This window comes from Alishewanella sp. HH-ZS (genome assembly GCF_001704375.1).
Taxonomy (GTDB): Bacteria; Pseudomonadota; Gammaproteobacteria; order Enterobacterales; family Alteromonadaceae; genus Alishewanella; species Alishewanella aestuarii.
In genome coordinates this window covers 45,004-66,610 of sequence record NZ_LZEJ01000017.1, presented here as the reverse complement: position 1 = coordinate 66,610, position 21,607 = coordinate 45,004, and the positions used below count along the sequence as shown (strand labels likewise).

18 protein-coding genes and 1 pseudogene are annotated in these 21,607 nt (G+C 50.4%); 12 read left to right on the top strand and 7 right to left on the bottom strand.

Annotation, left to right across the window (positions count from 1 at the left end; genetic code table 11):
• Nucleotides 1-32: 32 nt before the first annotated feature.
• The 3 genes and pseudogenes from A9165_RS17210 to A9165_RS08645 all read left to right on the top strand — a co-directional run.
• Nucleotides 33-113 (top strand): annotated as a pseudogene (locus A9165_RS17210) (hypothetical protein); the annotation flags it as partial.
• An 81-nt stretch (nt 114-194) separates the two neighbouring features.
• Nucleotides 195-647, top strand: coding sequence for a hypothetical protein (locus tag A9165_RS08650; RefSeq protein ID WP_255365680.1), 453 nt, complete (start codon nt 195-197; stop codon nt 645-647).
• A gap of 8 nt (nt 648-655) precedes the next feature.
• Nucleotides 656-952 (top strand): hypothetical protein, encoded by a 297-nt coding sequence (locus tag A9165_RS08645; protein ID WP_065955576.1) that lies wholly within the window; start codon nt 656-658, stop codon nt 950-952.
• 668 nt (nt 953-1,620) lie between these two features.
• Here the strand turns inward: A9165_RS08645 and glmS are convergent.
• The 4 genes from glmS to A9165_RS08625 all read right to left on the bottom strand — a co-directional run bounded on the left by glmS (nt 1,621) and on the right by A9165_RS08625 (nt 8,477).
• The gene (glmS, locus tag A9165_RS08640; protein WP_065955575.1) at nt 1,621-3,450 is read right to left on the bottom strand and encodes a glutamine--fructose-6-phosphate transaminase (isomerizing); all 1,830 of its coding nucleotides are present in this window, start codon (nt 3,448-3,450) and stop codon (nt 1,621-1,623) included.
• A gap of 54 nt (nt 3,451-3,504) precedes the next feature.
• Entirely contained in the window at nt 3,505-4,272 is a 768-nt protein-coding gene (locus A9165_RS08635; protein WP_008950580.1) for a DeoR/GlpR family DNA-binding transcription regulator, read from the bottom strand.
• 220 nt (nt 4,273-4,492) lie between these two features.
• Nucleotides 4,493-7,804 (bottom strand): two-component regulator propeller domain-containing protein, encoded by a 3,312-nt coding sequence (locus tag A9165_RS08630; protein ID WP_065955574.1) that lies wholly within the window; start codon nt 7,802-7,804, stop codon nt 4,493-4,495.
• A 112-nt stretch (nt 7,805-7,916) separates the two neighbouring features.
• Nucleotides 7,917-8,477, bottom strand: a complete 561-nt coding sequence (locus A9165_RS08625; protein ID WP_083216255.1) for a DUF1439 domain-containing protein — start codon at nt 8,475-8,477, stop codon at nt 7,917-7,919.
• Nucleotides 8,478-8,709: 232 nt separating this feature from the next.
• On the opposite strand from A9165_RS08625, the gene A9165_RS08620 reads away from it, so the two are divergent.
• From A9165_RS08620 to A9165_RS08580, 9 genes are all read left to right on the top strand, one after another.
• A complete protein-coding gene (locus tag A9165_RS08620) occupies nt 8,710-10,959 on the top strand; it encodes an ATPase, T2SS/T4P/T4SS family (protein ID WP_065955573.1) in 2,250 nt (749 codons plus the stop codon).
• The gene (locus A9165_RS08615) at nt 10,959-12,050 is read left to right on the top strand and encodes an AAA family ATPase (RefSeq protein ID WP_008950585.1); all 1,092 of its coding nucleotides are present in this window, start codon (nt 10,959-10,961) and stop codon (nt 12,048-12,050) included. The genes A9165_RS08620 and A9165_RS08615 overlap by 1 nt, the downstream gene beginning before the upstream one ends.
• An 84-nt stretch (nt 12,051-12,134) precedes the next feature.
• A complete protein-coding gene (locus tag A9165_RS08610) occupies nt 12,135-13,010 on the top strand; it encodes an ABC transporter ATP-binding protein (protein WP_065955572.1) in 876 nt (291 codons plus the stop codon).
• Complete coding sequence (locus tag A9165_RS08605) at nt 13,007-14,272, top strand: hypothetical protein (RefSeq protein WP_065955571.1); 1,266 nt, start codon at nt 13,007-13,009, stop codon at nt 14,270-14,272. Before A9165_RS08610 ends, A9165_RS08605 begins: the two co-directional genes overlap by 4 nt.
• Nucleotides 14,269-15,543, top strand: a complete 1,275-nt coding sequence (locus tag A9165_RS08600) for a hypothetical protein (protein WP_065955570.1) — start codon at nt 14,269-14,271, stop codon at nt 15,541-15,543. The genes A9165_RS08605 and A9165_RS08600 overlap by 4 nt, the downstream gene beginning before the upstream one ends.
• Nucleotides 15,536-15,922, top strand: a complete 387-nt coding sequence (locus tag A9165_RS08595) for a GntR family transcriptional regulator (RefSeq protein WP_065955569.1) — start codon at nt 15,536-15,538, stop codon at nt 15,920-15,922. Before A9165_RS08600 ends, A9165_RS08595 begins: the two co-directional genes overlap by 8 nt.
• Nucleotides 15,912-16,361, top strand: coding sequence for a hypothetical protein (locus A9165_RS08590; protein ID WP_255365678.1), 450 nt, complete (start codon nt 15,912-15,914; stop codon nt 16,359-16,361). Before A9165_RS08595 ends, A9165_RS08590 begins: the two co-directional genes overlap by 11 nt.
• 115 nt (nt 16,362-16,476) lie before the next feature.
• Nucleotides 16,477-17,613 (top strand): dicarboxylate/amino acid:cation symporter, encoded by a 1,137-nt coding sequence (locus tag A9165_RS08585; RefSeq protein WP_008606241.1) that lies wholly within the window; start codon nt 16,477-16,479, stop codon nt 17,611-17,613.
• Nucleotides 17,614-17,670: 57 nt separating this feature from the next.
• Complete coding sequence (locus A9165_RS08580) at nt 17,671-17,913, top strand: DUF1289 domain-containing protein (protein WP_008606239.1); 243 nt, start codon at nt 17,671-17,673, stop codon at nt 17,911-17,913.
• Between the two features lie 55 nt (nt 17,914-17,968).
• On the opposite strand, the gene A9165_RS08575 is transcribed toward A9165_RS08580, so the two are convergent.
• From A9165_RS08575 to A9165_RS08565, 3 genes are read right to left on the bottom strand one after another with little or no spacing between them, the layout of a single operon-like run.
• Nucleotides 17,969-18,478 carry a hypothetical protein gene (locus tag A9165_RS08575; protein ID WP_008606238.1) on the bottom strand — a complete coding sequence of 170 codons (510 nt, stop codon included), beginning with the start codon at nt 18,476-18,478 and terminating at the stop codon, nt 17,969-17,971.
• Entirely contained in the window at nt 18,471-20,891 is a 2,421-nt protein-coding gene (locus tag A9165_RS08570) for an ABC transporter permease (RefSeq protein WP_008606237.1), read from the bottom strand. Before A9165_RS08570 ends, A9165_RS08575 begins: the two co-directional genes overlap by 8 nt.
• Nucleotides 20,888-21,601, bottom strand: coding sequence for an ABC transporter ATP-binding protein (locus A9165_RS08565; protein ID WP_008606235.1), 714 nt, complete (start codon nt 21,599-21,601; stop codon nt 20,888-20,890). The genes A9165_RS08570 and A9165_RS08565 overlap by 4 nt, the downstream gene beginning before the upstream one ends.
• Between the last annotated feature and the right edge of the window lie 6 nt (nt 21,602-21,607).

Sequence of the window (21,607 nt, the reverse complement as noted above, 5' to 3'; positions counted from 1 at the left end):
TTTGGATAGGATCGTGCTGCATACTAATTTATATGCAGCAGCGGTATTATGACCCAATTATTGGCAGGTTTTACTCAAACGACCCGGTAGGCTTTACCGCCAGCAACCCGATGATGTTTAACCGGTATGCTTATGCTAATAATAATCCGTATAGGTTTGTGGATCCAGATGGGCGGAACCCTACAGGTAGAGGGATGCCTGACATTGAGCAAGCTAGAGCTCAGATAAACCAATCTAGAGCTTTAATAAAAGCTTCTTCCTTGGGTGCGGGACCAGCATTGGGTGCCGGGATTGGCGCCAAGACGCCGTCTGCTAAAGCGTATGCTGGTGCTGAGGCGTCAATGATTGTTCGAAATGGACCGAATGGACCTGAAAATTTAGTAACACTTGCTGCTGGAGCTAGTTATGAATCAGGATCAGTCAGCGCTAAAGCTCAACTTTTTAAAATTGAAGAAACGTCCGATAGCAGTAGTGGAGTACCTAAAACAACATCATTGAAGCGTGAGGGCCCAGATTTAAACATAGAGTTAAGTGCCGGCCCTGCAACAGTTAGTACTGACAATACAGTTGAAGTACAAGCTACTGTTTTATTTTTTAGAGCTACTTTAACCGTTGATATGGATATACTTAAAGAAGAATTGAAGTGAGATCTGTAATGATTGCATCAAAAAAAATAATCTCTATTTGGAAGTGGAGTATAATATTAATTATTGTATTTTTGGTTTTAGCCTTCGCGACGGCCCCAGAACCTGGGGTTGATAGTGATTTTATTCATTTGATTTTCTCTCTTGCGCTGGTTACTAATGCTATTTTTCTTGTTGTAATTCCGTTGCTAGCTTCAGTTGCAATGAAGAGAAGTTTTATTGTTGCTTTTTTCACAATTTTAATTTTCAACATAGTTGGTAGTGTTATATTGTTTTTTATTTACCAGAGAAATAATACCGGCCAATAATTACATGGAGTATAAGACTTGCCGCAGTTTTCAAGTTTAAATGTTTGATATTTAAACTATTTCATCACTTAAGAAAGGACGCTTTTCCTGTGTCCCTTCTTATATCCAAGCTTAGCAAAACCACCAGCAGCCTGGTCAGTGCTTACCGGTAGAACTGATCAGTGTAAAACAGCAGGGCTGGCAATGCGGGGCAGCGCCAGCAATTGGCGGTGCTGCACAAATTGATCTTTTCTGCTGGCAACGGCTGATCAGCTCTGCTGCTTAATACTGATCAGGCTGCTGTCATTTGCGGTTTAGAGTGCGTTCAAATAATAGGTGTTTTAAATCAGAGAAGTTATCCGGGATTGGTGCGTCTTGATAAAGGATGTCTGTTAGATGCTGGATCTCGGTGTGACAGATAAAGTTATAAAATCTTTGTTCATCCTCATCTGTTTTGTTCACAAGGCAGAGTTGTATCGCTTTTTGGTTTACTAAGCTCTGATATAAGGCCCTTAAATCTTCAACTAAATTACCTGAACTAACAGACTCAATTACCCAAGCAGAAAGCCAGCAATTTAGCTGGCTTTCTGCGATTTCAGGATGACTCTTTAATACTCAGTATTATATTTTATTACTTAGTGTGAAACTTTATTACTCTGCCACAAATGGCCTTCGTATTTTAGTACCGCTTATTCGACAGTAACTGACTTCGCCAAATTACGCGGCTGGTCTACGTCGGTGCCCTTGATAATGGCCACATAGTAGCTCAGTAACTGCAGTGGCAGGGTGTAGACGATGGGCGCCAGAATATCAGCCACATGCGGCACATTGATAACGCGCATGGTGGCATCTGATTTAAAGCGGGCGTCGGCATCGGCGAACACATACAGAATACCGCCGCGGGCACGCACTTCTTCCACGTTCGACTGCAGTTTCTCCAGCAGATCGTTATTGGGTGCAACGACGATAATAGGCATATCGGCGTCGATCAGCGCCAGCGGGCCGTGCTTTAACTCACCGGCGGCATAGGCTTCAGCGTGGATATAGGAAATTTCTTTTAGCTTTAACGCCCCTTCCATCGCGATTGGATACTGATCGCCACGACCGAGGAACAACGCATGGTGCTTGTCGGCAAATTCTTCTGCCAGCGCTTCAATTTGCGGCGCCAGTGTCAGGGTTTCTTCCAGCTTGGCTGGCAGGCTGCGCAGGGCGGCGGTTAGCTCACGCTGTTGCTCCAGTGTTAAACCGTTATATTTACCCACCGCAAGCGTTAACATCGCCAGGCCCACTAACTGGGTAGTAAAGGCTTTGGTAGAGGCAACACCGATTTCGGCGCCGGCACGGGTCATAAAGGCCAGATCCGACTCACGCACCAGCGACGAGCCGGCGACGTTACAAATAGTCAGACTGCCCAGATAACCGGCTTCTTTCGCCAAGCGCAGTGCCGCCAGAGTGTCGGCCGTTTCACCGGATTGTGAAATGCTAACCAGCAGGCTGTTTGGCTGCACAAAGGATTTACGGTAGCGGAACTCAGAAGCAATTTCGACATTACAGGACACGCCAGCCAGCGCTTCCAACCAGTAACGCGCAACCATTCCCGAGTGGTAGCTGGTGCCGCAGGCGACGATTTGAATATGTTTTACTTTTTTAAACAGCTCAGCCGCGCCATTGCCAAAGGTTTCATCCAGCACGCTGTCGCTGCTCAGCCGGCCTTCCAGCGTGTTATTGATCGCACTTGGCTGCTCGTAGATTTCTTTTAGCATAAAGTGGCGATACTGGCCTTTGTCGCCGGCGTCATAGCTAACGTTCGACTCATGCACTTCGCGCTCGACCGCCTGGCCGTTTTTATCAAAAATGCTAACGCTGTGGCGGGTAATTTCGGCCACATCGCCTTCTTCTAAAAAGATGAAGCGGCGGGTAACAGGTAACAGCGCCAGCTGATCCGACGCGATAAAGTTTTCACCAATACCCAGGCCAATCACCAGCGGGCTGCCCGAGCGGGCCACTACCACGCGGCTGGCATCGGTTTTATCCAGCAGCACAGTGCCATAAGCACCGTGTAATTGTTTTACCGCAGCCTGCACCGCAGTCAGTAATGAACTGTGGCTTTTCAGCTCTTCTTCGACCAGGTGGGCAATCACCTCGGTGTCAGTGTCAGAGGTAAAGATATAGCCCTTGGCTTTTAAGGCGTCGCGTAATACGGCGTGGTTCTCGATAATACCGTTATGCACCACAGTAATATTGCTGGAAACATGCGGGTGGGCATTGCGCTCACTGGGTTCACCATGGGTAGCCCAGCGGGTATGAGCGATACCGGTACCGCCGGGAACCGGCTGCGCGGCAACCGCATCCGCCAGCTCTTTAACCTTACCCAGGCGGCGCAAACGTTGCAGCTCGCCACTGTCGTTAACTACTGCCACACCGGCAGAATCATAGCCGCGGTATTCCAGCCGGCGTAAACCCTCAACCAGAATATCCACCACATCCCGTTGCGCGACCGCGCCTACAATGCCACACATACACTTACTCCAATAAGTTGATAAATAAATTCTACGTTATCGCTCTCAGGTTAATCAGGCCTGAACCCGGATCACCCTTACCCCTTGTGCTGCTATTTCAGCCGCTGCGCTTTCCGGCAAGCCGCTGTCGGTAACCAGTACCTTAACCAGTGACCAGGGCAGCTCCAGATTATGGATTTTGCGCCCCAGCTTGTCGGACTCCAGCATCACGATAACCTCACGCGCAACCTCAGCCATCACCCGGCTTAAACTATACAGCTCGTTATAGGTAGTGGTGCCGCGCGCCAGATCGATACCATCGGCACCGATAAATAGCTGATCAAAATCGTAATTACGCAGCATTTGCTCTGCCAACTGGCCCTGAAAGGCTTCCGATTGCGGATCCCAGGTACCGCCAGTCATCAGCAGCGTCGGTTCGTTTTCCAGCTCGCGCAGCGCATTGGCAATGGCCAGCGAGTTGGTCATTACCACCAAACCGCGTTTTTGCGCCAGCTCAGGTAACAAGGCCGCCGTGGTGCGGCCACTGTCGATAATAATCCGGTAATGATCTTTAATCAGCGCCGCCGCTGCTTTGGCAATCGCCAACTTTCGCTCTGAAACTTTTTCCAGGCTGCTATCGGAGACAAAGTCCTGTGGCACCGGCACAGCACCACCATAGCGGCGCAATAACAACCCCGCGGCCTCTAATGCCGTTAAGTCTTTACGAATCGTCACTTCGGAGGTTTGAAATTGCTCGGCTAACTGCTCAACAGTCACTTCGCCCTGTTGTTGCAGGCGGGCGACGATCAGATGGCGGCGTTGTTGGGTATTACGCTTATTCATTTCTTTCGCTTAAGTTTCGAAACGAAACATATTTTAATGATCTTTACTGTTATTGCAAGCAAATAAATTGCAGGTCATTAATGATAATCATTTGCATTAACACAAAAGGAGCGCTATAGTGTCAACGTCGACGGAATGAGAGGGCTTAGCCTGAATACGGATGTTCTGGTCGTTGTGAAATTTGTCCTGCATTGACGGGGAGCCCAGGCTCCCCGATTTTTTACGTTACCTGCTTAGTTAAACGCAATAAATAATGTAAACCTTGCATAGGTTGGCTACTAACTGAGATTGTACCATGTAATCTTACTGTAACCAGGTTATAGACGATATGCGCTCCCAAACCACTACCACCCTGATTTCTTTTAGTAGTAAAGAAAGGATCAAAAAGCTGCTTCAGCTCCTCATCTGTCATGCCTTTGCCGTTATCACTAAAATGAATTAGAACCTCACTGGCTGTATCTTCCACTAGCAGCCGAATCTTAGGTGCGGGATGCCCGTCAAGGCCATGAATTAACGCATTCATCACCAAATTAGTTACCACTTGCGCTATAGCACCAGGATCGGAATACATTATGATTGGCTGGGGACAATCAAAAGTTAGCTCGCAATGTTGTTGTTTGAGTCGCGAGCGCAACGACAGCAACACATCATTAAGATACTGGCAAAGTTCGAATTCACGATAGCTGTCGTGGCTTTGATCAACAGATACCTGCTTAAAACTGTTTACCAAATCTGCAGCTCGCTGCGTATTAACCTGCAGTATTTTTAAACCATCACTAAGTTGTTGCATAAAGCGGTTGAACTGGCTTTGTAGCATCGTTCGGTTTGCAGCAGCCTCGGCAAGCTGTGCCTGCTCATTTTGTAAGTGGCTGGTTGCGGTAACGCAAATACCTAGCGGCGTATTGATCTCATGAGCCACCCCCGCCACCAGGCCACCCAAAGAAGCCATTTTTTCCTGAGTAATCAATTGCTGCTGTGTTTGTTGCAAGCGCTGATAGGATAGCTCCAAGGCCTGATTTTGTTCAGCAAGCTGCGCGGTTCTTTTTTCTACTAACAGCTCTAGTTTTCGTCGTAATTGATATTCTCGCTGCAAACGCCAACGTAGCACTACCATCACAGTTAACAGCAATAGCAAAAAGAGGATGAGCTTGAACCACCAGGTCAACCACCAGGGCGGTAAAACACGCACCGATAATTCAGTGTCCGTAGTCCATTGTCCATCCGGTAAGCGAGCCGCAACCTTGAACAAGTAATCGCCTGGTGGTAAACGGGTATAGGTTGCAACCGGACTTTGTGCCGACGTTTGAATCCAATCACGGTCAAAGCCTTTTAGTTGATAACGATATTGAATTTGCTGTGCTTGTTTATATTCAGGTGAGGCGAAACGAATGCTAAACATATCCTGATCATAGGTCAGTACCAACTGTTCAAGATTGGCCAAGGTCTGTGGTAATAACGCCGAACCAGCCCGGACGGGTTGATTAAACAATGAAAGCGCAGTTAACTGCACGTGATTCAATGCAACTCGCTTGGGTAACTTATTGATATCAAAATAATCAAAACCTCGGGCCCCGCCACGATAAATTGTAGTACCTAAAATATCCCAGGCACCAATCCAGGTACTGCTCTGCATTCCATGCATTTCGTTCAGCTCGAGGTAAGTTTGTTGCTCCTCTAACCAATGTAGTCGGTAAAGCAAGCGAAAAAAGGGCGCTTGCTGTAATGCAGTATCATAATCATCAAGCGTTAAATAGGGTTTAAAGCCTCTAACCAGCGCGGGCTGATCTGGATCTCGTAAGACCAAATGATTAATATTCCCTGCTCGAATCCACAGCCGTTGGGATTGATCTTCCAACATCAGTTGAATACCGTTCAGTTGCAACCCATGCTGACTGCCGGCATGCTGTAGCCAATACTCAACCTCTCCTGTTTCAGGTTGGTAACGAGCAACTCCCTGATCTGTCGAACCTATCCAGATAGCTCCGAGATAGTCTTCCGTCACATTATTGATATCTTCAAAGCGGATTTGTTCCCTCCCGTCAGCCCGGCGATAATGCTCCAGTTGGGTGCGGTCAGGAGCTAAACGGAATAAGCCGTGCCCTCGAGTCCCAATCCACAAGTTTTGTTGCCGATCCCGATACAATAGTCTGACAAATGGCTCTGCCGCTGGATACAGACTGATATTTTGCCATTCCGATGTGGCAGGAACTAAACGATACAATCCGCGATCAGTACCAACATAGAGAGTGCCGTCATTATCCTGGTGTACCGCTTGTACTAGTGTTGGCTGCTCTGGGCCGTCAGGTAGCAGCCAATACTTTAATATGGCTGTTTGAGGATCAAAATGGGCAACGCCACCCTCTCGGTTAGCTAACCAGATACTGTTTTCAGCGACCGCATCAATACCCAATACATTGGGTGCGGCCAGTAAACCGCTGCCAGTTTGGCCATTAGGTAAGGTTCGGATCGCTCTGGCAAAACGACTCAGCCCCCGAAAACCACCCTGACTGACTGTCCACAAAATACCTTGTTGATCCTGAAATAGCGCCAATAAATCAGCTCGGGCCAACCCCTCGCTGAATTCAGCTTGAAAAGGATAGTGCACCCAATTACCTTGCTGATCGCGATGCCATAAGCCACCGCGGTGGTCAGCACTGTAGCTAGTAAGCCAAAGCCCTCCTTCGGCATCAAAATGCAAATCAGACAGCAATGCTTGTTTTAACGGTTCTGGTTGCCTGGCAAGTTGGAAAATTTGTTGTTCAGTATCAAACAGGTAAAGCCCCTGACCATAGGTTGCGGCCCAAACCGTTCCATCGAGACTCTGATTGATTTTACTGACGGATGCCCTGACTGGCGCATCGCTGGCAAAGCCAACCTCCTGCCAATCACTTTGTTCATTCGCACGATACAAGGCACCACCACGTTGCTGCCCATAAGTACGGAGTGGTGCTTCACCAATCGCTAGCCATTGGCCACCACTGGTATCAATAAATAAACTGTTAATGAATTTAACAGCCAGTTCGCTGTAAATCGTTGGTAGTGTGACAGGTTGCAGTTGCTCATGCTGCCATTTAAACAAACCTGCACCGTAAGAAGTAATCCATAATTGCTGCGACTGATCGAACACCAGTGCACTAATTTCAGCCGAAGACACGTCCTCAGGCCCAGGTAACTCAAAGCGAACGAAGGACTCAGTTACTGGATCAAAACGATTTAAACCGCCGTAACGGGTACCTACCCATAACCACCCCTGAGGATCTGACGCTAACGCAGACACCCAACCAGCTGACAAGCTACCGCTCTGACCAGGATTGGCTCTAAATTCCTGTAAATCAGTGCCATCATAACGATAAAGGCCATGTTGGGTGCCTAACCATAAGAAACCTTGTTGGTCTTGGGTCATGGTGGTGGGAACAGGCAAAGAACGGCCAGGGACACTGAGCTGAATAAAACGGCTGAATACCCGGCTGTGTTCAATAGACTCCTGGCTTACGGCCCGCAAAGGCAGGGCAACGTAAACCAATAACATCATTATTGACAGGCGGATAACAACCGATAACTGCACGATTCGGATCTATATAAAAAGACTATCCGAAAGTATTAGTGTAAAGCGCCCCGTTGTGCAAGCTGAGCGCTCACTTTATTTAGCGGCTTTTGGGAATAAAGGCGATTTTTCCACGCTGTACCGCCATATCAAAAGGCAGTGCCGTTAACATCCGGATAGCCGGATCAGCGGTATCCAGCCGGTATACCGGTTGCGTCGCCAACATCTGGTTTACCAGCTGCAATAACTCATTGCTGACCGGGGTTAAGTTGCCGCGGTAGCCGGCCGCATCGACCGTGGAGTTTAATAGCTTAACTGAGCGCACAAACACGGCCTTTTGCTCAGCATCATAGTAGGGAACCCCCTCTACCTGTAATTGCAGACTGGCCGGATAGGTTAACCCAAACAGATTTAAACTGGCATTGGCCGCCGTATCGATCCGCACCACATCAGAGTTATCGGGGCCAATCTGCACCGCCATCCGCTCTACCGCCATTTTCAACGGGATACCGGCCACATTAGCCTGTCGGGTTAATTGCGGAATTTGCTGCCGGAGCACCTGCTCCAGCTGCGCTTCTGAGACCGAGTACACCGCGACCTGATTCAGTTGACTACAGGCAACCAATACCAGCGAGAGGATTAAAAGCAAGATATTACGCATCTGAGTTTCCGGTTTCTGCTCACCGACAGGTGAGGCTGCTGCTAGAGTTTGCATAAGGTACCGCTCTGACCTTAGCAGAACCTGAACAAGCTGCAAGCTTGTGCTGGATCAATACGAAAATAGCGTTGATTGAGTTTTACTGTAAAGGTCCTATGCTTACTTAAGCAGAAACCGATACACCTATCGGATCCATCACAGACAGACTAAAGAGCGCCGGTAATGGAACGAACACATGATATCCAGTATTGAAGATACCTTGCTCCACCCGGCGATAGCCGCTACACCGCGGCAACACTATGTTGCCGACCGGAGTCGTGAAGCCCTGATCTCCGGACACAGCCTGCCAACCCAGGCAGCTTTACAACGCTTGCTAAATTTACTGCCACCACTCAATCCCGGCAGCGCCATTTTGCACGTCGGTGGGGGCAGTGGCTATGTCGCAGCCGTGCTGGCAAAGCTGGTGCGCCGGGTTTATGTGGTCGAACGCGACCAACAGCGGCTTGATCAGGCGGCACAACGACTGGCTGCTGATGGCCAGGAAAATATTGAACTGATCCATGCCGATGCCAATAGTGCTTTTAGTGTGCGTGAACCCTGCCATCTGATACTCTGTACCTGCCAGCTAACGGAACTGCAGTATCTGGAACCCTGGTTAACAGAACACGGTTATTTGGTGCTGCTGGAGCAAGAACAGGCCGCATTTTCCAATCTGGTACTGTATCAAAAGGTCGCCGGCAAACTGGAACGACGGCAAAATCTGGGCTGGATTGATTTTAGCCGCCGTTTGCAGCAGAGCATTATCGATTTAGGACTGGCCGACGAGCAATTACTGCGTGAAGCCAGCCTGGAAGCCAAAAAACAGCATAAACCGCTGCTGCAGGTGCTAACCAAGAAACTTAATTTGGATGAACGCAAACTCTATGCGTCGCTGGCGGCAGAGCGTCAGTTGGCGTTGCAGGATTTTGACGAGCTGGTAAAGCGGCTCGACTGCCAGTTGTTCAACCAGTTCTCCCATACATACCTCGACAGTCAGCATGTGTTACCTGTTGCCTATCAACAGCAGCAGCTGTTACTGGCCACTGATAATCCTGATATTCAACTGGACGAGCTGTCGGGAATGAATGGCAGCGGTGGCATCCGCTGTGTATTGGTCACGCCAACCGACTTCAAACGTCTTTGGTCACATCTGGATGTCGCTCAGCGCAGCAATTTTGCCCGACCGGCCACTAACCCTGAACCGGCCGAGAACCGTGAAGCCAATGCCGATACGGTAAATCCTTATCTGGTTGCCTTGTATGAAGCCATTCTGCTGGAGGCAGTTAGCGAAAATGCCAGCGATATCCATCTGGAGTTTTATAATAATGCCGCCAGAGTCCGGCTCAGGGTAGACGGCGATTTACATAACGTACCACATTTTCAGTTTAGCCTGGCGGAGATGGCGGGCCTGGTCAACATCATCAAAATCCGGGCAGAACTCAATATTGCCGAGCGCCGCTTACCCCAGGGCGGACGCTCACAGTTAAAACATGGCAATAACACCTACGACCTGAGGATCCAGACTCAGCCAGCATTACATGCCGAACATGTGGTGATCCGGCTGCTAAAACACACCGGCCGCGCTCTGACTATGCAGGAGCTGGGCATGTCGCCCAAGGTCGCCAGCTATTATCATCGCCTACTGAACAACCCGGCCGGTTTAGTGCTGGTCGTAGGGCCAACCGGTTCAGGTAAGTCAACCACACTCTATGCCGGTCTACAGGAGCTGGCTGATGACGGCACCCGTAAAGTGATCACGGTGGAAGACCCTATCGAATATTCAATTGATAATATTCAACAAACCCGTATCCGCAGCGATATTGGCTTTGATTTTCCGGAGGCATTACGGGCCTTTGTGCGGGAAGATCCCGATGTGATTCTGGTTGGCGAAATTCGCGACCACCCAACCGCCTTAGAAGCGATCCGCGCTTCGCAAACCGGCCATTTGGTGCTATCTACACTGCACTGTAATGATGCGGTGGACGCGCTGCAACGGCTGTATGATTTGAATATTCATCCCAATTCGCTGGCCAGCGAATTACTGGCGGTGATTGCCCAGCGTCTGGCCAAATGCATCTGCCCGCACTGTAAAACAGAAGCCAGCCCGGACCCGGCCATTTTACGTGAAGTCTTTCCGCAAGGTGTACCAGCCAGTTTCCGCTGCTACGAGGGTAAAGGCTGCAGCCATTGTCATGACCGCGGGACCAAAGGGCGTACCGCTGTGGTGGAGTTTATGCAGGTTAATACCGATATTCGCAGCGCCATTTCGCGCCAACCCCCGATCACCGAAATTCGCTGGCAAGCCCTCGATGCCGGCTTGATCACCATGCGGGATAGTGCACTGGATCTGGTAATTAACGGCATTATTCCGCTATCTGAACTACCCAAAATTCTGCCGCAAGATCGGATGGCACCTGAAGCCCGCGGCGGCACCCGGAGAAGCTGATGCATACTACTGCCGATAAACAACGTCTGCCGGCTGAGCAGAGCTTTGCCGAAGAATTACAGCGTTTACAGCACTGGGATCCGGCACCCGTGCCGCCGGGTTGGCAGCTATCGCCGATCGCCGCTGAAAAATTTATCCTCGGCGATCCGGCTCTCGGGATCCATAAAAAATTTATTGCCGCCCCCAATGTCGTGACCCGGGTCATAATCTCGCTATGTACCCAACGCGGCTGCTTGTTAATTGGTGAACCCGGTACTGCCAAATCCTGGTTATCAGAATTACTGTGTGCCGCTATATCCGGCGACTCTTCACTGATCGTGCAGGGCGGGGCGGTAAATAGCGTCGATCAGTTGCTCTACAGCTGGAACCAGGCCATTTTGCAGCGTGAAGGACCCAGTCTGGCCGCTTTAGTCCCAAGCCCGCTGTACCGGGCGATGCGTGACGGCAAATTTGTGCGCTTTGAGGAGATGTCGCGTTGCCCACAACCACTGCAAGATGCCGTATTGTCGCTGCTATCCGACCGGGTAATTACCATTCCTGAACTCAGCGGCGAGCAGGGCGTGCTGTATGCCAAAAAAGGCTTCAATATTATCGCCACCGCCAACAGTGTCGATGAAGGCTTACATAAAATGAGCGCCGCCCTGAAACGCCGGATGAACTTTGAACATATTAAACCGATCAGCCATATTGACGATGAAATCAGTGTCGTGATGTGGGAAACCGCCAAGCTGAATGCTGCAGCCGGTATCGACATCACGCTCGACCCATTGTTGTTCGAAATGCTGGCGACCATTTTCCATGAACTGCGCAATGGCCAAACACTGGACGGACGTAGCACCGACCGGCTGGCTGCGGCGGCAATGTCGACCGCCGAAGCCGTGGTGGTAGGTCATACGCTTTGCGTACATAGTTACTATTATCAGCAAGGCCAGCTGGAATATGGCCAGTTGCTGCATTTCTTACTGGGTTCGGCCTTAAAAGATAACCCCGAAGATCGACGCCGTTTACTGCACTATTTTGATAGCGAAATCAGTAACAAAGCCGGTAGCCATTGGCAGCAATTGTATCGGCACCGCGAATTAATTTTATAGAAATGTAAATTTTTCTCGTTAACCGCTTGCAGAGCCGCCACTACTGTATTAGTGTATTAATACAGTTATGATGGAGACAAGGATATGCCAGCAGTGATCGAAATTAACGCCTTAAGCCGCAACTTTAGCGGCCGTACCGTACTGCACCAGCTGCAGGCTAATGCTAATGAAGGCGACGTGGTTGCGCTATTAGGCAAAAACGGGGCCGGTAAAACGACCTTACTGGAAACGGTTCTCGGTTTTGCAGTGCCGCAACAGGGTGAGGTGAGATTATTTGGCACGCCAAGCACCGAAATCGGTGCCAGAGAAAAGCAACTGATTGGCTTTGTACCCCAGCAAGACGAACTGCTGGAGCAACTGACCCCGTACGAGCAACTTGAGTTATTCGCCCGCTTTCAACCGAACTGGGACCCACGGCTGGCAGATCGCCTGAGTAGCAGCTGGGAAATCCCCCTGACAACCCGTATTAGCAAGCTGTCACTCGGGCAGCGACAAAAACTGTCTATCATGCTGGCGCTGTGCCACAAACCCCGGTTACTGATTCTGGATGAACCCGTTGCCAGTCTGGATCCGCTGGCACGGCGGCAGTTCCTGACCGAGCTGGTAAATATTGCCGCCGATCAGCAAACAACGATTATTTTTTCCTCCCATATCGTTACCGATATGGAGCGGGTGGCGAATAAAGTGTGGCTGTTAAAAGATCAGCAGTTTTTTTGGCAGGGCGAACTGGATGAACTAAAAGAGTCCGTGGTACGGTTGCATCTGAGCACCGAACAAAGCTTGCCGGCAGCGCTGCCACCACTGCAGATATTACATCAGCAACAACAGGCATCCCAATACACTATTACCGTAACCAACTGGCAACCAGAATGGCAGGCCGGCTTAGAGCAGCAGCTGGCCGCCAGTATCCGGGTTGAACACCTGAATCTGGAAGAAATTTTTCTGGAGCTGCACCGATGAGCGCCTGGTTCGCCCTGCTTGGCCGCCTGTTATGGCCAAGTATCGTGATCAAAGTTGTTTGGGGCCTGCTAGTACTGCTGCTAATTGCTACTTTGCTCAGCCCTTACCCTAAAGCCATGGTAGTACCTCTGGCTTGCCTGATGTTATTGCTGTTTTGTATTCCGTTGCAGTTTATGACGCTCTGCCGACGTGGCAGCTGGCGCTTACTGCCCAATTTCCGCCGCCATAGCCGGCAGCAGTTGTTACTGAGCGCGGTACTATTCGGTTGTTTAGCCGGCACCCTGCTGGGGTTGGCAGAGCAAAGCTTTATGCTGGGGTTGCAATTAGGCGTACTGGCCTTTGCCAGCTTGATCCTGCCATGTCTGGTGCTGGGCCATTTGCGGCCACTTTGGTTTGGCAGCAGCTTACTGATCCTGATATTGGCCGCTGAGCTACCGCAACAATTGCCCCTGTTTAGCCTGCCATTGCTATTAACGCTGCTTGGCCTGCTTAATATGTTGCTACTCGCCTGGTTTGCCCTGAATTGGTTAACCCCGGACAAGCGCTATCAGAGCAGCACTGGTGCCCGTACTCCCTGGCTTGCAATGCAGCGCCTGACCCGCCGCGCAGGTTCACTTTCCGGTACCTTATTACTGGGACAGGGCGATAGCTGGCTTTCGCGCAGCTTACGCTATCTGGCTTATTGCTGGTATCTGCCGGCGGCAATGTGGCTTTGGGGTGCCTTATTTGGCAATAACGGCTTGCCCGAAGATCTGCTGCTTCGAGCCTTATATATTTTCTTACCCGCAGTGTTGCTGCTGGAGCAACTGACCCTGATGCTAAAACGCGTCAGACGTGCCTGGTTACAACTGCCGGTCAGCCGGGAGCAACTTTATCCACTGCTGGAACAACAGGCAGCGCACCCTATCCTGCTTTGTACCCTGATTTTAGCGCCGCTGGTGCTGCTGTTGGCACCGGATTTGGTCGCTGCCGCCTGCACTTTGCTGCTATGGCCAAGCCTGCTGGCGTGTTCGGTATTACTAAACTGGCGTTTGATCAATCAGCCATTGTGGCAAAGTGGCCTGGTGTTGGTAAGCTTGCAATTTGCCGGTGTCATACTATTGCTGACGCACTGGTCCAGTTCCTGGCTGTTACTGTTGAGCACCGCAGGGCTATGGTTGCTGGCAGCTGCATTGCGCCGCCATGTTAAAGCTCAGCTGCAGCAATTGGACTGGGGACAACTTAAGTTAATCAACCCACATGCTATCAGGAGTGGGTTATGAGTAATAAAGCTGCGCTACCTGTCGCTGTGAGTAATTGTGGCCGGCTACTCACCCTTACCCCCCTGGGAAGCTTCGTCTGGGGGGTGATCGGTTTTTTTTGGTTACTGGGCTTTGCCGCTCCCTTTAGTTTTGTGCTGGCAAACTTACTGTTGCTGCCCTATTACTACGGCAGCCTGTTACCAAAAGCCTTATATTTTATGCGCAGTAGTTATGGCCGGTTATTGCTAAGTCAGACTGAACGTCTGGTAGGTCTGACACTGCTGGCGTCAGTGGTTGTTCTGTTACCTATTCCGGGTCTACTTCACGTCACTGGCGAGCAGTTAAACGCAGTTCCGCTATGGCAACTGATACTGATATTGGCCGGCATCCATGCACTAATGCATATTCTGGCGTTATGGTTAACCAAGCAAAAAGTCGAAGCAGGTATGGTGATGCTGGTTGTAACCCTATACATACTGCCGAACGGATTTTTTCTGCTTTTTTTTGACCATCAACAATGGTTTGGTTTCACTTTGGCGATTGCGAGTCTGAGTGTCGTCGCCGTTGTTAGCAAAACCTTATTGGCATCAGGTAAGCTATCAAAGCCTAACTTTAGATTTTGCTGGCCGCAAAGGATAATTCAGCCATCCTTAGCGCTGAGTCTGCACCTGCAACAAAACGGGCACTGGTTCTACCGGTTCTGTATCTATTGTTGTTATTGTTTTGCATTACCTGTGATCGAAAGCACTGTTTACCTGCTTACTGCTGGTCAGTGGCAATGGCAGCCGGCTGACAGCTGGACGCTCTTTAAGAATATGCTACTAGTTATCCCATTACTGTGTTGGTTACTTCAAATTCGGCACCAATTAACGAACTTAGGTAAAGCCTGGTTATTTTATCCTTTTAGCCGCCAGCAACTGTTTTACTTTCTGGAACGCTACTATCTGCAGCAGCTGCTGTTACTGTTGCTACCGCTATGCCTCTTGCTGCTAAGCTGCGGCCTGAATCAGGCGGAGCTGCTGGTTGCCTTATTACTTAGTTTGGCTTTATTACTCAGTTGTACTTACCTGTTATTAGGTGCCCAAACCAAATCAGGCTTTTATTGGGGTTATGGACTTATCTTTGCTTTCTGCATCGAGATCTGGCCTGTATCTACTAAAGCCAGCACCCAAAGCTGGCTGTTAGCCGGCTTATTGCTAACGGCACTGTTATTACGCGGCTGGGCAATTAAAAACTGGCAACAATTGGATTTTACCCAAGCCGCCAAAGCAGTGAGGCAGCAGGATGTTTAGTATCAACCCCAATAGTGGCGAACCCATATACCGACAGCTCACCGAGCAGGTCAAACGTATGGTGGCAGGAGGTCAGTTGCAGCCGGGCGCTGAGCTGCCCTCAGTGCGGGAATTAGCCGCGCAATATGCGATTAACCCGATGACCATTTCCAAAGCCTATAGCCTACTGGAAGCCGAAGGCCTGTTAGAGCGCCAGCGCGGCAAGCCGATGACGATAGCTGCAGCCAGCGCGCCGAGCCAAACCGAAGCCAGCCGCCTTCAGCAACTGTTGCCACAATTGCAACAACTGGCGCTGGCCGCAGATCAGTTGCAACTTTCCAAAGAAATTGTAATATCCACGTTATCAAACCTACTCGACAGGATGTCAGATGATGCTTAAACACCTCTCACCACTGCTGAAAATCCGTAAATTTTGCCAACGCCACCCATTACGTGTGTTGCTTGCGACCATTTTTTCGATTGCAACAGTACATTATGCCCTGCAGCAAGAGGTTGTCTTAACACTGGCAGCATTTAATGGCGTGATCCAAAGCCTGATATTAGGCTTGCAGCCCAAGCCATCAAGCGAGCCCGAATGGGTGGCGGATGTGTTTACCCAGCTAAAGCGTGAGCAAGATGTGCTTCACGTGAAACAACGTCAACTTCAGGTGCAGCAGATTAAAAAGGTGGCGCTGAGCAAGCTGGACGAGCAACAGGCACTACTGGATTTTCCGTTTAATCTTTATCGCGCTGCCGCAATGCGCTTTCCAGCCAAGCAACTTCCTGCGCTAAAAACCTGGTTAGCGGCAGAATTACCGCAGGCAGAGATAATCGACTAACTGGCTAAACCAGCCAGAGCAGCTAACGCTGACCGGAGTGTGATATGCTCTGCGGTGGGGAACAACCAGGCAGAGCGACTATCGCTCTGGTAAACCATAATAACGAGAACCATCTATGTTACTGATCCTAAAATTAGTCGCCGGCATCGTGCTGGGGATGTTACTGGGGCTGTATGCACCACATTGGCTAACACAAATTCTGATCACCTTTAAAGCGCTATTTGGTCAGTTGTTATTTTTCACCATTCCATTACTGATCTTATTCTTTATTACCAGTGGTATCGCCGCCCTGCCGCGCAATTCGGGAAAACTATTGGGCCGCACTCTTGGTCTGGCCTATGTTTCGACTATTGCTGCCGGTGTACTGGCATTTTTGATTGCCGCCCTGGTCATTCCGATGTTGGCACCCGCAGCGGCCGATCTGGCGGGTACCGAAGGCGTCAATCTGGTGCCTTACATCGAAATGAATATCCCGCCGGTGTTTAGTGTGATGACCGCGCTGGCGCTGGCTTTTGTATTTGGTCTTGGCATTGCCAGTACCCGGGCCGTCGCTTTGCAACAATTATCGGATCAGGGTCGCGATATCATTCAGCTATTACTGAGCAAAGTGATTATCCCACTGCTACCGCTGTATATTGCCGGTGTATTCGCACAGATGGCCGCAGCCGGTACGGTTTTCGTCACCCTGAAAACTTTCGGCATAGTGCTGATTCTGGCTATATTATTGCACTGGGCCTGGATTATTACTTTGTTTGTTATTGCCGGTATCAAAGCAGGCAAGTCGCCTTTTACGTTAATTCGCAATATGCTGCCGGCCTACTTTACGGCGCTCGGAACCATGTCCAGTGCGGCAACCATCCCGGTTTCGCTGCAAGCCACCAAAAATAATGGTGTTAAGGACGAAGTAGCAAACTTCTCAGTGCCCTTGTGCGCCACTATTCATCTGTCGGGCTCCACCATTACTATCGTCAGCTGTGCTGTTGCCGTCATTATGATGAAGAGCAATCTGGAAATTCCCTCTTTGCTGACGATGATTCCGTTTATCCTGACTTTGGGCGTGGTGATGTTAGCAGCGCCCGGCGTGCCTGGCGGCGCGGTCATGTCGGCAGTCGGGTTACTCGGCTCTATGCTGGGCTTTGGCGAAGGCGCTATCGCGCTGATGATAGCGCTTTATATGGCGCAGGATAGCTTCGGTACGGCCTGTAATGTCACCGGTGATGGTGCCATCGCAGTGCTGGTAGATAAGAGTTAAAGTCGCTGCTGGCCGGGGCTCACCCGGTCAGCTTATTTGGCTAAAGAAAAGCTTAAGATGATCGAATCGCCCTGCGTCGCCTGCTGTAAGTTAGATAGTGCCAAAATCTGCATTGGCTGCTATCGGCATATCAGTGAAATTGTCGACTGGAACCGTCGTTCAGAGGCTGAGCTGGCGGCTATTATGCAGCAGGTGGCGGCCCGTAAAGCGCAGTATCAGCAGCACGATTTATCACAACTTACCACCAGCCCAATCACCCAAGCTGAATGGCAGGCGGCCAAGCAAGCTCGGCGCCAGTGAGTAAAAACGGCGAATACAGCGGTTTTAGATACAAACCATTGTCTCCGCTTATTACTCAGTGTTGTCCAATTACCAATTGATATGTCTCGCCGTATAAAGATTGATAATCGAGGATCATTTGCATCCGGCTTAGCAATGCCATCAACTCAGCTTCAGTTTTGCGACAAGTGTTATTCAAAGTACTAAAAACTATCTGCCTATCTGACACTTTATAAAAGCGACCTACATTTCCCATAACATAACAATCTGGATCCTCACCCAGTGCAATTAGAAACGCATCCCTATCCCGATATATAGTGCCATCAACTATGTATTTTACATCCGTCACCTGAGCCGGCCCCAACCCCTGATTATTAATATAGAGTTCCCAGCCGTCCTCTAAAGTAGTGTTAAATTCTGCTTCCAAATAAGGTCTAAGCGACAATTTATTATGCTGCTGTATGTTATAACTTTGCCAGATGGAAATGGCCAAGGCTAATACTGCCACCAGCATCGAGCTTAGTGCGGTATATTTTTCCCAATTGACGGTTCTTTTTATAGGTTCACTCATCTTTAAATCACTCATTGCGCAGCGCCTTCACCGGATCAGTCAGCAACACCCGGCGCAGCGGCACCAAGCTGCAGAGCAGGGCGGCTAATGCCAATAGCGCCAGCAAGGCCGCTACCAGCGTCCAGTTGGCTTGAAACATCAGCTCGGGTTGGGTGCGGCTGATACCGGCTAAGAAAAAGAAGCAGGAAAAGCCCAGCAGCAGCGCCGCCGCTATTGGCTGCGCCAGCTTAACCAGGTTGTCTTTTAGCAATTGCTTTAAGCTGGCTCCCATCGCCATTTCTACTCCCAGCTGATACCGCCGCGCCTGCACCAGATAGCTGACAATACCGGCAATACCGGCCAGCACCGTCAGTAAACTCATCAGTGCCAGGGTGGCCGCCAAGGCCGCCGCCAGCCGGTGCGATAGCGAAAAGCGATCAAAAGCGGCTGCTACCGTTGTGAGTTCAATTAAATCAAGCCGTGGATCCTGCTGGCGTAGCAGCTCAAGCAAAGCAGTATCGGTAAGGGTTGCACCAGGCATTAGCTTTAGCAGATAGCTGTAATCACGCCAGCCGGAGTTTTCTGCCGGGTAATAGACTTCATCCACCTCATAACCCTGATCGCCGGGAAAGTTGGTATTGGCCACCACGCCAATAATCGACCGTTGGATGCCGTCATCATTATGCGTCAGGGTTTGGCCCACAGCAGTTTTACCCGATAAACGGGCAATACGATCAGCCAGCCGTTGATTGATCATCAGTGGGTAGTGCTCCAGCCCAACATGCTCAGCAGTAAAATCCTGACCACTAAGCTCAAGACCGTAAAATTGGAAGTAACCTGGCAGTACGGCAATTTGCCGGGCCGAGGTGATGACTTCCCCTTGCGAATTGCTTACCGCATCCTGATTACGCACCCGGGGTGCGCGTGGCTCAGATACCGCAGTAACTTGCTGCACCTGAGGCAAAGCAGTCAGACTTTGCAGCACAGCCCGATGTTGGTTTTGCCGTTGCTCGCGGTTGTCCAAGTCGCTGTAGTTGACTGTCAGAGCCCAAAGATCGGTGCTGTCGATACCGGTAGGTCGGTTGGCTTCCGTCCAGGCGGCAACAAAAACATGGGCAGTCGCCAGCAACACCAGTAAGGACAACATTAGCTGCACCCCGATTAAAGTATGCGCCACCCCTTGTTTAAGCTGCTTACCAGCTCCTTTGCCACTGCTTTGCAAACTGGCCATTAATTGCTGTTCACGGACGCCGCTAAGCTCAATCCAGCTAAAGAGCAAGGCTATGACCAACAGCACCAGAGTAGTGAGCAGCAGCATCAGGCCGTCGATGCGCAGTACGCTGATCCTTGGCAGCTGGTCGGCAGCAACTTGTGCTATCACGCCAAAACCCAGCCAGGTTAACAATAGTGCCAGCAACCCCGAGCCAGCCAACAAAGCGGCATTGTGGCGAAATACCTGCAGAAACATTTGTTTTTTGCTGGCACCGAAGGCGTAACAGACCGCCAGCGGCTGCAAGCGTTTAACCGCCCGTGCCAGCTGCATGCTGGATAAATTGACCAGGGCAATTAACGTCAGCAGTGAGACACCGGCCAACAGCATCAGTACCAAACGGCCTGAGTCACCCTGAATTTGCTGTCGCAGTGGCACCACTTTGCCGTAGTAATCGAACATATGCTGAAAATCCGGATCGCGCTCGATTGACGCTTGCTTTAACAGCTGATATGCCTCGGCATTAGCCTGCTGCTGGCTTACCCCCGGCTTTAACCGGCCCAGCGCCGCAAAACCACTAGAGTAACCCCCAAAGCCGCGTATATCGATTCGCTCATCCATATCCAGCGGTAGCCAAATGGCCTCATGCGCATCGGTAAAGCCCGGCAACTCCAGCGCCTGCTTCACCACCCCTATCACAGTAAACTGGCGCTGATTCAGCTGAATGCTTTGGCCGACAATATCCGGCCGAGCGCCATAATGCTGTTGCCAGACGGCCTGACTGAGCACCACCGAGGGCTGCTTATTGCCCATTTGTTCTTGCTCGTTAAAAAGCCGGCCTAATAAAGGCTCTACCCCCATCACCTCGAAAATATCGTGCGCGCCAAACAGTACCGGAACTCTTGGCCGTGTTGGCTGATCCAGCAGCTTGTACTCAGTTTGAAAGCTAAAATACACCGCCATCTGCTGCAGCAACTGACTTTTTTCTTTCAAGTCAAACAAGGTCTGTACATTGCTGGAATGCTCCAACGCCCCCTGGTAATTTAGCTCACCGCCAACATAGTAAAGCTCGCGGTCATTCTGATAAGGCAGGGGCGCGAAGTAGGTAATATTGACCAAACTCAGCACACTAAACAGCAAGGTCAGGGTAAACACCAGGCTGACCACGACAGTCAGGTAGTATTGCCTGGCTTGCAGAAAGTTGCGCCACAGCATCGACCAGATTAGGCGCCCATTCATGCCACTTGCTCCTCTGCATCAGTCTGCAGCGCCTCGTCGGCGACCACCTGACCATCCAGCAAATGGATCTGCCGGTGCGCCATAGTGGCGTAGCGCGGGTCGTGGGTGACCAGTACGATGGTAGTACCCTGCTGGTGTAAATCGGCCAGTAAGGCCATCACCGCATCGCCATTTTTGGAGTCTAGGTTACCGGTAGGCTCATCCACCAGCATAATGCCGGAGTCGGCCGCCAATGCCCGGGCAATCGACACCCGCTGCTGCTGACCACCGGATAACTGGTTGGGGAAAAGCGCGGCTTTATCGGCCAAGCCAACTTTTTCCAGACACTGCAGTGCCCGTGCCTGGCGCTGTTTAACACTATCGCCGCGGTATTTTAGTGGCAAAGCAACATTATCCAGTACGGTGTATTCATCAATCAGGTTAAACGCCTGAAACACAAAGCCAATACGGCGGCTGCGCATTTGCGCGCGCTGCTCGGCGTTCATATCCGATACCAAGAGTCCATCGATGCAGTATTCACCGCCATCGGCGGTATCGAGCAGGCCCAGAATATTAAGTAAGGTAGATTTACCGCAGCCAGAGGGGCCGCAAATGGCCACATAGTCACCTTCCTGCACGCTAAAACTGACGCCATTTAACACCGCTTGCTGTTGCTGGCCGGATTGAAAGATTTTTTTAAGTTGTTTTACATTAAGTACGTCGGTTTTCATTGTTCA